At 66.3% G+C, this 10,822-nt stretch carries 11 protein-coding genes; 4 read left to right on the top strand and 7 right to left on the bottom strand.

All coding sequences use genetic code 11. From position 1 onward, the window contains the following. Positions 1–20: 20 nt before the first annotated feature. Positions 21–1,004: a quinone oxidoreductase family protein gene (locus tag JAO74_RS08980; RefSeq protein ID WP_199037163.1), complete on the top strand. Its 984-nt coding sequence runs from the start codon at positions 21–23 to the stop codon at positions 1,002–1,004. Between the two features lie 35 nt (positions 1,005–1,039). Here JAO74_RS08980 and JAO74_RS08975 read toward each other — a convergent pair whose 3' ends face one another. From JAO74_RS08975 to aroQ, 6 genes are all read right to left on the bottom strand, one after another. After that, positions 1,040–1,372: a TfoX/Sxy family protein gene (locus tag JAO74_RS08975; protein WP_199037161.1), complete on the bottom strand. Its 333-nt coding sequence runs from the start codon at positions 1,370–1,372 to the stop codon at positions 1,040–1,042. Between the two features lie 248 nt (positions 1,373–1,620). Beyond that, the gene (glnA, locus tag JAO74_RS08970) at positions 1,621–3,033 is read right to left on the bottom strand and encodes a type I glutamate--ammonia ligase (RefSeq protein WP_199037159.1); all 1,413 of its coding nucleotides are present in this window, start codon (positions 3,031–3,033) and stop codon (positions 1,621–1,623) included. A gap of 151 nt (positions 3,034–3,184) precedes the next feature. Then, entirely contained in the window at positions 3,185–3,523 is a 339-nt protein-coding gene (locus JAO74_RS08965; protein WP_199037157.1) for a P-II family nitrogen regulator, read from the bottom strand. Positions 3,524–4,156: 633 nt separating this feature from the next. Next, positions 4,157–5,509, bottom strand: coding sequence for an acetyl-CoA carboxylase biotin carboxylase subunit (accC, locus tag JAO74_RS08960; RefSeq protein ID WP_199037155.1), 1,353 nt, complete (start codon positions 5,507–5,509; stop codon positions 4,157–4,159). A 13-nt stretch (positions 5,510–5,522) separates the two neighbouring features. Continuing rightward, entirely contained in the window at positions 5,523–6,014 is a 492-nt protein-coding gene (accB, locus tag JAO74_RS08955; protein WP_199037153.1) for an acetyl-CoA carboxylase biotin carboxyl carrier protein, read from the bottom strand. A 33-nt stretch (positions 6,015–6,047) separates the two neighbouring features. After that, a complete protein-coding gene (aroQ, locus tag JAO74_RS08950; protein WP_199037151.1) occupies positions 6,048–6,482 on the bottom strand; it encodes a type II 3-dehydroquinate dehydratase in 435 nt (144 codons plus the stop codon). 179 nt (positions 6,483–6,661) lie between these two features. Between aroQ and thiS the strand changes: the two genes are divergently transcribed. Further along, positions 6,662–7,669 (top strand): sulfur carrier protein ThiS, encoded by a 1,008-nt coding sequence (gene thiS, locus JAO74_RS08945; protein WP_199037148.1) that lies wholly within the window; start codon positions 6,662–6,664, stop codon positions 7,667–7,669. A 96-nt stretch (positions 7,670–7,765) separates the two neighbouring features. Beyond that, complete coding sequence (locus JAO74_RS08940; protein WP_056528460.1) at positions 7,766–7,948, top strand: CsbD family protein; 183 nt, start codon at positions 7,766–7,768, stop codon at positions 7,946–7,948. A gap of 199 nt (positions 7,949–8,147) precedes the next feature. On the opposite strand, the gene JAO74_RS08935 is transcribed toward JAO74_RS08940, so the two are convergent. Continuing rightward, complete coding sequence (locus JAO74_RS08935; protein ID WP_199037145.1) at positions 8,148–9,791, bottom strand: thiamine pyrophosphate-binding protein; 1,644 nt, start codon at positions 9,789–9,791, stop codon at positions 8,148–8,150. 85 nt (positions 9,792–9,876) lie between these two features. Between JAO74_RS08935 and JAO74_RS08930 the strand changes: the two genes are divergently transcribed. Continuing rightward, the gene (locus JAO74_RS08930) at positions 9,877–10,722 is read left to right on the top strand and encodes an oxidoreductase (protein WP_199037143.1); all 846 of its coding nucleotides are present in this window, start codon (positions 9,877–9,879) and stop codon (positions 10,720–10,722) included. Positions 10,723–10,822: the final 100 nt, after the last annotated feature.

Raw genomic sequence — 10,822 nt, 5'->3', positions numbered from 1 at the left:
TGCCCGAGGAGAAGATCGTCATGAGCCAGCCAGCCCGCGTCGCCCGGATCACGCGCACCGGCGGACCCGAGGTGATCGAATGGGTCGACGTCGATCTGCCGCCGCCGGGACCGGGCGAGGTGCGGTTCCGCAGCACGGCGGTGGGGCTGAATTACATCGATGCCTACCATCGCAGCGGCGTCTACCCCGTCGACCTGCCGGCGGGGCTGGGATCGGAAGCGGCGGGGTTCGTCGAAATGACGGGGCCGGACTCGGACGGCTTCTCGGCCGGTGACCGGGTCGGCACGTTCGGTCCGGCGCGGGGCGCCTATGCCACGGCGCGGAATGTGCCCGTGGAGCAACTGGTCCATCTGCCGCCGGCGGTGGACGACCGGACGGCGGCGGCACTGATGCTGAAGGGCGGCACCGCGGCGATGCTGGTCGAACAATGTGCCAGGGTGACGGCGGGGCAGGCGGTGCTGGTGCATGCCGCCGCCGGTGGTGTCGGGCATCTGCTGGTCGGCTGGCTGAAGGCGATCGGCGCCACCGTGATCGGCAGCGTCGGCAGCGAGGAGAAGGCGGCGATGGCGCGGGCGGCGGGGGCCGATCATGTCATCTTGCACCGGACCGAGGACGTGGCGGCACGAGTACGGGAAATCACCGATGGTGTCGGCGTGCCGGTGGTGCTGGACGGCATCGGCAAGGCGACATGGGACATTTCGCTGGCCGCAGCGGCGCGGCGGGGGTTGATCGTCAGTTATGGCAATGCCGGTGGCGCGGTGGACGGTGTGAATCTCGGCGTGCTGGCGGCGCGGGGATCGCTGTTCGTGACGCGGCCGACGCTGTTCGATTATGCGACCACGCCGGCAGAGCGGCAGGCGATGGCGGACCGGGTGTTCGCGATGCTGGCGCGCGGCGCGATCAAGCCGGAGATCGGCCAGACCTTTGCGCTGGAGGATGTGGCGGCGGCGCACCGGGCGATGGAGGCGGGCGAAACGCGGGGGAGTACGGTGTTGCTGGTGTGAATATTTCGGTTTTGGGGCGATGGTGGCGCCGTATCCTATCGTGTCTTCGTCTTTTTCGGTTTCGGTAGCGGCAGGGCGTCGGTCGTTACGCGGATCAGGTTCGACAGCCATGCACCGTCCTGCCAGCGATCCGATGGGATGAGCAGGCTGGGTTTCGCACCCGCGTAAGGCGGTACGTCTTCGACCGCGCCGGCGAGATGGCGACCGGCATCGGTCGGCTTGACGAACAACTGGTCGTCGCAGACCAGCGCGACCAGCTTGCCGTCGCAGTAGAGCGCATACTCGCCGAACATCTTGCGGGCCGAGACGTCGCCGGCGCCGGACGCCGCGACAATGATCGCATCGACGATCGATTGTTGCGATGCCATCGTTCTAGCTGACCGATGGCGATTGCGGCAGATGTTTCATGATGTGATCCCATCCGTGGCCGGTGCGATACGGTAGTCCAATCATTTGCCGTTTTCGAGCATCAGTTGAAAAGAGGCGCCCGGTTTTGCCGGACGCCTCTTCACTTATCGGGTGGCGACGCGGCGAAGCCGCGTCGTCGGTCGGGCGATGCCCCGCCGGCCGACAGCGGCTGTGGGCATCGCCCACCGCCGTGCCGGCGCGGCACGGCTCAGCCGCTGTAGTACATATCATACTCGACCGGGCTGGGCGTCATTTCCCAGCGGGCGACTTCCGACCGCTTGATCTCGACGAACGCCTCGATCTGGTCCTTGGAGAACACGTCGCCCTTCAGGAGGAAGTCGTGATCGGCCTCCAGACAGTCGAGCGCCTCGCGGAGCGAGCCGGCGACGGTCGGGACCTGGGCGAGTTCTGCCGGCGGCAGGTCGTACAGGTTCTTGTCCATCGGTTCGCCTGGATGGATCTTGTTCAGGATGCCGTCCATGCCCGCCATCATCAGCGCTGCATAGGCGAGATAAGGGTTGGCGAGCGCATCGGGGAAGCGCACTTCGACGCGCTTCGCCTTGGGGCCGGTGCCATAGGGGATGCGGCACGAGGCCGAGCGGTTGCGCGCCGAATAGGCGAGCAGCACCGGCGCTTCGTAACCCGGCACCAGCCGCTTGTAGCTGTTGGTCGACGGGTTGGTGAAGGCATTCACCGCCTTGGCATGCTTGATGATGCCGCCGATGAAGTACAGGCACAGATCCGACAGGCCGGCATAGCCGTTACCGGCGAACAGCGGGTTCTTGCCTTCCCAGATCGAGAAGTGCGTGTGCATCCCCGAACCGTTATCTTCCTTGATCGGCTTGGGCATGAACGTCGCCGTCTTGCCATAGGCGTGCGCGACCTGATGGACGACGTACTTGTAGATCTGCATGCGATCGGCGGTCTGGGTCAGCGTGCCGAAGGTCAGGCCCAGCTCGTGCTGCGCGGCGGCGACCTCGTGATGGTGCTTGTCGCAGGGCAGGCCCATCTCGATCATCGTCGAGACCATCTCCCCGCGGATATCGACGGCCGAGTCGACCGGTGCGACGGGGAAGTAACCGCCCTTCGCACGGGGGCGATGGCCCATGTTGCCGCCTTCATATTCGCGGCCCGAATTACCCGGCAGTTCGATGTCGTCGATCTTGTAATAGCTGGTCGAATAGCTGTTTTCGAACCGCACGTCGTCGAACAGGAAGAACTCGGCCTCGGGGCCGACATACACGGTGTCGCCGACACCGGTGGTCTTCAGATACGCCTCGGCGCGCTTCGCGGTCGAGCGCGGATCGCGGGCATAGAGTTCGCCGGTCGAGGGATCGACGATGTCGCAGAACACGATCAGCATCGGCGTCGCCGAGAACGGATCGGTGTAGACCGCCTCCAGATCGGGCATCAGCGTCATGTCGGATTCGTTGATCGCCTTCCAGCCCTCGATCGAGCTGCCGTCGAACATCAGGCCGTCGGTGAACTCGTCCTCGCCGAGCAGCGAGGCGACCATGGTCAGGTGCTGCCACTTGCCCTTGGGATCGGTGAACCGCAGATCGACCCACTCGATCTCTTCTTCCTTGATCCGCTTCAGAATGTCGCTGGCCGAAATCGCCATGTGGATGCCCCTTGCTCTAGAAATGGACCGGCTGGATCGCCGGCGTGGATGTTGCGGCGCGGTGCCCCAATTCCACAGGATGTTGCGTCGCGTCAAATGACGTTGAAATTAAATCCGGGAAATAAATCCGGGCAATCAAATCCGCTACAGATCAGATTGCGGCCTCGTCGCGCTCGCCGGTGCGGATGCGGAGTGCCGCTTCGACCGGGATGACGAAGATCTTGCCGTCGCCGATCCGGCCGGTCTGCGCGGCGGCGGCGATCGCCTCCACCACGCGATCGGCCAGCGCGTCGTCGATCACGACTTCCAGCTTAACCTTGGGCAGGAAATCCACGACATATTCGGCGCCGCGATACAGTTCGGTATGACCCTTCTGCCGGCCGAACCCCTTGGCTTCGGTGACGGTGATGCCGGATACGCCGATTTCGTGCAGCGCTTCCTTCACCTCATCCAGCTTGAACGGCTTGATGATGGCTTCGACCTTTTTCACTTCATGCCCCCGGTAAGCATTGATCCCTCGCCCGTCTGGGCGTGTTGCATGCAGCGTGCCAGTCGCCACGCTCTCGGGCAAGTCCGCAATGGCCGGGTCGGGAGTGCCTGAAAAGCGGGCATTCTCGCTCGTGATGCCCGAGTTAACGGCATGTTAACGCCCTGTCGTCGGAGCGCTTGAGTGGGCGGAAAGTCACTAAAGTCACACCCGTCCCTCGCGCGCGGGCGTGCGCGTGGGCGCGAGAGAGGGCTTTTGGCGCGATGAATGGCGGGGGCTGGTCGCATCCGGATGACTATAGTCGATCGTGGCGGTGTAGGACATCGGATCGGTCGATGGGATAGGCAGAAGGGGTTTCGCGCGGAGACGCGGAGACGCGGAGAAGAAGGTTTGGGACGGTGCTTGTCCGACGGAGTTTGGCGTTCGTAACTTATGCCATCGTTACCAATTTGCTTCCCCGGCGGGGCCGGGGTCCAGTGGGGAAGCGCTATTGAGCCATGGCGACCGTTCGCCCAACTGGGCCCCGGCCTTCGCCGGGGAACGGGGTTGTGCGGAATGGCTGGTTCGGTGATCGCCCCGCCAGTTCACGGGCCGGATCAGGCGCGGGCAGACGGATCGGCCGCCCGCGCCGCATCGTCAGGCGTCCTGTTTCGCCAGCCATTCCTCCAGCCACTTGATCGTGTAGCTGCCGGCCTGGAACTCCGGGTCCTCGATCAGGTCGCGGTGGAGGGGGATGGTGGTCTTCATCCCCTCGATCACGAATTCCTCCAGCGCGCGGCGGAGGCGGGCGATGCAGCGTTCGCGGGTGGTGCCATAGACGATCAGCTTGGCGATCATGCTGTCGTAATAGGGCGGCACCTTGTAGCCCGCGTACAGGCCGGAATCGACGCGGACGTGCATCCCGCCGGGGGCGTGGAACTGCGTCACCTTGCCGGGTGAGGGCATGAAGGTGCGCGGGTCCTCGGCATTGATGCGGCATTCGATCGCGTGGCCGCTGAAGCGGACCTCGTCCTGCGTCACCGACAGCGGATGCCCCTCGGCGACGCGGATCTGTTCGCGGACCAGATCGATGCCGGTAATCATCTCGGTAACAGGATGCTCGACCTGCAACCGGGTGTTCATTTCGATGAAATAGAACTCGCCAGCTTCCCATAGGAATTCGATCGTGCCGGCGCCGCGATAGCCCATGTCGGCCATCGCCTTCGCCACGATGCCGCCCATCCGCGACCGTTCTTCCGGCGTGATGACGGGCGAGGGGGCTTCCTCCAGCACCTTCTGGTGGCGGCGCTGGAGCGAGCAGTCGCGTTCGCCCAGATGGATCGCCTGGCCGTTGCCGTCGCCGAAGATCTGGAATTCGATATGCCGGGGGTTGCCCAGATATTTTTCCATGTAGACGGTGGCGTCGCCGAACGCGGCCTTCGCCTCCGTCCCGGCCTGTTGCATCAGGGTTTCGAGCTGATCCTCGCCGTTGCAGACCTTCATGCCGCGACCGCCGCCGCCCGAGGCCGCCTTGATGATGACCGGATAGCCGATCTCGGCGGCGAGCTTCTTCGCCTCGGCCACGTCGCTGATCGCGCCGTCCGAGCCGGGAACCAGCGGCAGCCCGAGGGCGCCGGCGGTGCGCTTGGCCTCCACCTTGTCGCCCATCGTGCGGATATGTTCGGGCTTCGGACCGATGAAGATCAGGTCGTGCATCTCGACGATCTCGGCGAAGCGCGCGTTCTCGCTGAGAAAGCCGTAGCCGGGATGGATCGCGTCCGCGCCGCTGATCTCTGCCGCCGAGATGATGTTGGCGATGTTCAGATAGCTGTCGGTCGCCGATGGCGGGCCGATGCAGATCGCCTCGTCCGCCAGCCGCACGTGCATGGCGTCGACATCGGCGGTGGAATGCACCGCCACCGTTTTAATGCCCATTTCGTGGCACGCGCGGTGGATGCGGAGCGCGATCTCGCCACGGTTGGCGATCAGCAGCTTCTTGATCTGCGGCATTACGCGATCCGGCTCATGCGACGACGATCAGCGGCTGGTCGAATTCGACCGGCTGGCCGTTTTCGACGAGCACGTGCATCACGGTGCCGGCGGTGGGGGCGAGGATCGGGTTCATGACCTTCATCGCCTCGACGATCAGCAGCGTGTCGCCGGCCGCGACCTTCTGGCCGACCGCCGCGAACGCCTTGGCGCCGGGTTCCGCGGACAGATAGGCGGTGCCGACCATCGGCGATTTCACCGCATCGGCGCTGACGGTGGGCGCCAGCGCGCCGGCTTCGGCCGGAGGCGAGCCAGCGGCCGGTGCGGCGGCCAGCGGCGCGGCGGCGGGGGCCGGCGCATATTGCACGGGTGCCGCGACGGGCGCGGCTTTGCGGGCGACGCGGATCTTGCGATCCTTGTCCTCCACCTCGATCTCGGTCAGTTGCGTCGTATCGAGCAGTTCGGCAAGCTGGCGGACCAGATCGACATCGATCTGCATCGGCCCGTTCGGATTTCCTTCGGTCATCGTGACCCTTCCCTTTTCAATCGGCGGCGTCTGTCAGAAGCGGGCGGCGGCTTCAAGCGCGAGCAGGTAGGAAAGCGCACCGAACCCTGCAATCGTCCCCTTTGCCGCCTGCCCGATCAGGCTGACGTGTCGAAAGGATTCGCGTCGATGCGGATTCGACAGGTGCACTTCGATCACCGGTGTCACCACCGACTTGATCGCATCATGTACAGCAACCGACGTGTGCGTGAAGCCACCCGCGTTCAGCAGCACCGCCTTTGCCTTCACCGCCTGCGCCTCGTGCAGCCAGTCGACCAGATGGCCTTCGTGATTGGACTGGCGCAGGTCGATGGCCAGGCCGAGTTCGCGGGCGCGGTCCTCCAGCATCCCGGCGATGTCGTCGAGCGTGTCATGGCCATAGATGTCGGGTTCGCGCAGGCCCAGCAGGTTCAGGTTCGGGCCGTTCAGGACGAATACGGTATCGGGCATCGGGCACTTTCGGTTGCGGGACCGCTTCAGGTTGCGAGGCGACTTTAGGTTGCGAGACCGGGCGGGCGAACCTAGATCGCTCCTATCTGTTCGCCCCATCTACCCGCTCGTGTCGAGGGAAGTCGAGACGCGTGTTCCCGTGGGGCCTCAACTCGAACATACGCGACTGGAACCGGATCATGGCCCATACCGATGGCACCGTATCGATCACCGTCAACGGCGAGCACAAGCGGGTCAGCGCCGGGCTGACGCTGGCGGCGCTGGCCACCGAGCTGGGGCTGGTGGTGGAGAAGGTGGCGGTGGAGCGCAATCTGGAGGTCGTGCCGCGATCGACGCTGGGCGACGTGTGCGTCGAGGATGGTGACGATCTGGAAATCGTGCACTTCGTCGGCGGCGGCGATCATGCCGTGGCGGTCGATACCGACAGCTGGACGGTGGCGGGACGGACGTTCCGGTCGCGGCTGATCGTCGGTACCGGCAAGTACAAGGATTTCGCCCAGAACGCGGCGGCGGTCGAGGCGTCGGGCGCGGAGATCGTGACCGTCGCGGTGCGGCGGGTGAACGTGTCCGACCGCAATGCGCCGATGCTGACCGACTTCATCGATCCGAAGCGGATCACCTATCTGCCCAACACCGCCGGCTGTTTCGATGCCGAATCGGCGATCCGCACGCTGCGACTGGCGCGCGAGGCAGGGGGATGGGAACTGGTGAAGCTGGAGGTGCTGGGTGAGGCGAAGACGCTGTACCCGGATATGGTCGAGACGCTGCGCGCGACCGAGGTGCTGGCCAAGGAGGGTTTCCTGCCGATGGTGTACTGCGTCGACGATCCGATCGCGGCGAAGCGGCTGGAGGATGCCGGCGCGGTGGCGATCATGCCGCTGGGCGCGCCGATCGGGTCGGGGCTGGGCATCCAGAACCGGGTGACGATTCGCCTGATCGTGGAGGGCGCGAACGTGCCGGTGCTGGTCGACGCCGGTGTCGGATCGGCGTCCGACGCGGCGGTGGCGATGGAACTGGGCTGCGACGGCGTGCTGATGAATACCGCGATCGCCGAGGCGAAGGACCCGATCATGATGGCCGCCGCGATGAAGGCGGCGGTCGAGGCAGGGCGCCTGTCCTACCGCGCCGGGCGGATGGGGATGCGGCGCTATGCCGACCCGTCGAGCCCGCTTGCAGGATTGATCTGAAGCATTTTTCACGGAACCGGGCCCGGTGCAGGCCGTTTCCCCACCAGATGCTCAAGCCGGCGCGGTACTCGCCCGGCGGCAACGATGGAGGCTCTCATGGGTGAGTTCACGGACAAGGTTGCAGCAGCAGCCAACAAGGTCGTCGGCAACGTCAAGGAAGCGATTGGCGAGCACACCGACAACGAGAAACTGCAGGCAGAGGGCGAGGCCCAGCAGGTCAAGGGCACCGGTCAGGACGTCAAGGGCAGCGTCAAGGGCGCGCTTGGCGACAAGATCTAGGGCTTTCGCCTGATCTGCTACAGGGGCCGCTCCGGGATACCGGGGCGGCCCTTTTGCTGTCTGGACTGCGCTTACAGATAGACGATCCTCCCCGGCGGAGGCCAAGGTCCAGTTGGGTGGAGGTGTTGGTACCTTAACTGCGGCTTTCCCGACTGGACCCCGGCCTCCGCCGGGGTAGCGAGTGTTCAATGGGCGGGCCTTAACCCGCCTTCATCGCGGTCAGCGTCGTGCCGTTGCTGATGACCTCCACATCCGTCTTCAGGTGGAGCAACCGCACGCCGGACCGGCCGATCGCGCGGTCAAGGGCCGCGGCGAAGTCTTTGGTCCGATCGACCGTCTCCGCCCATGCCCCATACGCTCGCGCCAGCGCGGCGAAATCGGGGTTCGCGAGGGTGGTGCCGGCGATGCGGCCGGGAAACTCGCGCTCCTGATGCATCCGGATCGTGCCGTACGCGCCGTTGTCGATCACGAGCACGAGGATGCTGGCGCCCGATTGCACGGCGGTCGCCATTTCCTGTCCGTTCATCAGGAAACAGCCGTCGCCGGCCAGCGCGACGACGCTGCGGGCGGGGTGGCGCAGGCTGGCGGCAACGGCGGCGGGCAGGCCGTATCCCATCGCGCCCGCCGTCGGGGCCAGTTGCGTGCCGAGACCGGCGTAACGCCAATAGCGATGCCACCAGCCGCTGTAATTGCCCGCCCCGTTGCAGATGATCGTGTCCGCCGGCAACGCCGCGCGCATCGCGGCGACGCAAGGGCCGAGATCGAGCGTGACGCCGTCGCGGGGGGCGGGGGTGGACCATGCGAGGTAATCCGCATGGGCATCGGCGGCGGCCGGATGGGCCGGGCCATCGAGCGCGGCGAGCATTTCGGCGAACTCCGCCATGCCGGCGCAGATCGCCAGATCGGTGCGATACGTCCGTCCCGGCTCGTTCGGATCGGGGTGGACATGGACCAGCCGTTGGCCGGGGTGGTCGGGCGTGACGAGCGTATAGCCGTCCGTCGTCGCTTCGCCGAGGCGTGGGCCGATGACGAGCAGCAGATCGGCCGCCTTCACGCGTTCGACCAGTTTGGGGTTGGGGCCATAGCCGAGATTGCCGGCATAGGCGGGGCAGTCGTTCGCTACCGCATCCTGCCGCCGGAACGCGGCGACGATCGGCACGCCGGTGCGGTCCGCCCAACTGGCGATGGCGTCGCCCGCCGTCCGGTCCCACCCGGCGCCGCCGACGATCGCGACGGGGCGTTCGGCGGTGGCGAGCAGATCGGCGAGCCGGGTCGTGGCCGTATCGTCGCACCCTTGCGCGATTCGCTCCACGCGGGGGCGATCGATTGCCTCGACCGTGTCGAGCAGCATGTCCTCCGGCAGTGCCAGCACGACCGGCCCCGGTCGGCCGTTCATGGCGGTGGCATAGGCGCGGGCGATGTATTCGGGGATGCGGGCGGCGTCGTCGATGCGGGCGGCCCATTTGGCGATGGGGGTGAACATCGCGGTGAAGTCGATCTCCTGAAACGCCTCGCGGTCGCGGGTGCCGCGATCGACGTCGCCGATGAACAGGATCATCGGTTGGCTGTCCTGCATCGCGACGTGGACGCCGATCGCGGCGTTGGTGGCGCCGGGGCCACGCGTGACGAAGGCGATGCCGGGGCGGTGGGTCAGCGTGCCGTCCGCGCAGGCCATGAACGCCGCGCCGCCCTCCTGTCGGCAGACGACCAGATCGATCGCGGGGGTGTCGTGCAGGGCGTCGAGCACGGCGAGGAAGCTCTCGCCCGGCACGGTGAAGATGCGGTCGCAGCCCTGCGCCACGAGTTGATCGACAAGGATGCGGCCGCCGGTGCGTTTGGTCATGGCGCCAGCATAGCGAACCGGGGCGGGGGCGGGAACCGGGGGCGGGCGGCGATCATTGACCGATGACATTTCAAGGACATGGTTCATGCCGCTTTCACCCGACCCCGTCTGGTTCATCTCCGGTTGCTCGACCGGTTTCGGCCGCGAACTGGCCACGCAAGTCCTGGCGCTTGGCTGGCGCGCGGTCGTTACCGCGCGGGATGCGGCGCGGGTCGCCGATCTGGTCGAGGGGGCGGGGGACCGTGCGCTGGCGCTGTCGCTGGACGTGACCGATCAGGCGCAGGTCGAGGCGGCGGTGACGGCCGCGAACGAGCGGTTCGGGCGGATCGACGTGCTCGTGAACAATGCCGGTTACGGCTATCAATCGACCATCGAGGAAGGCGAGGATGCCGAGATACGTGCGCAGTTCGAGGCGAACGTGTTCGGCCTGTTCGCGCTGACGCGGGGCGTGCTGCCGATCATGCGGGCGCAGGGGGCGGGGCATGTCATCAACATCACCTCGGTCGCCGGGTTGGTCGGGTTTCCGGGATCGGGATATTATGCCGCGTCGAAACATGCGGTGGAGGGCTTCACCGATGCGTTGCGCGCCGAGGGGGCGCCGATCGGCATCCATGCCACCTGCGTCGAGCCTGGGCCGTTCCGCACCGACTGGGCGGGACGGTCGCTGAGGCAGACGCCGGTGCGGATCGAGGCCTATGCGCAGACGGCGGGCGCGCGGCTCGACCAGACCAAGGGGTATAGCGGGACGCAGCCGGGCGATCCTGCGCGGGCGGCCAGGGCGATGATCGCGCTGGCGGAGCAGGCCGAGCCGCCGCGGCATATGGTGCTGGGCGCGTTCGGGATGGATGCGGTGACGGGGAAGTTGAAGGAGCGGCTGGCGGAGATCGAAGGGCAGCGGGTGGCCAGTGTGGCGACGGATTTTCCGGGGTGAGGGCGCCTGTCGGCGACGGTGACCGATCCAGCACGATGCGCTCACAGTCTTTGTGAGGCTTTGAAGGAGGTGGGTAATCGTAACAGAACTGCCTCCCCGG

This window comes from Sphingomonas mollis, assembly GCF_016427505.1.
Lineage (GTDB): Bacteria > Pseudomonadota > Alphaproteobacteria > Sphingomonadales > Sphingomonadaceae > Sphingomonas > Sphingomonas mollis.
Note: the sequence above shows the minus strand (reverse complement) of the source record. Positions and strands in the feature narration are given on the sequence as shown.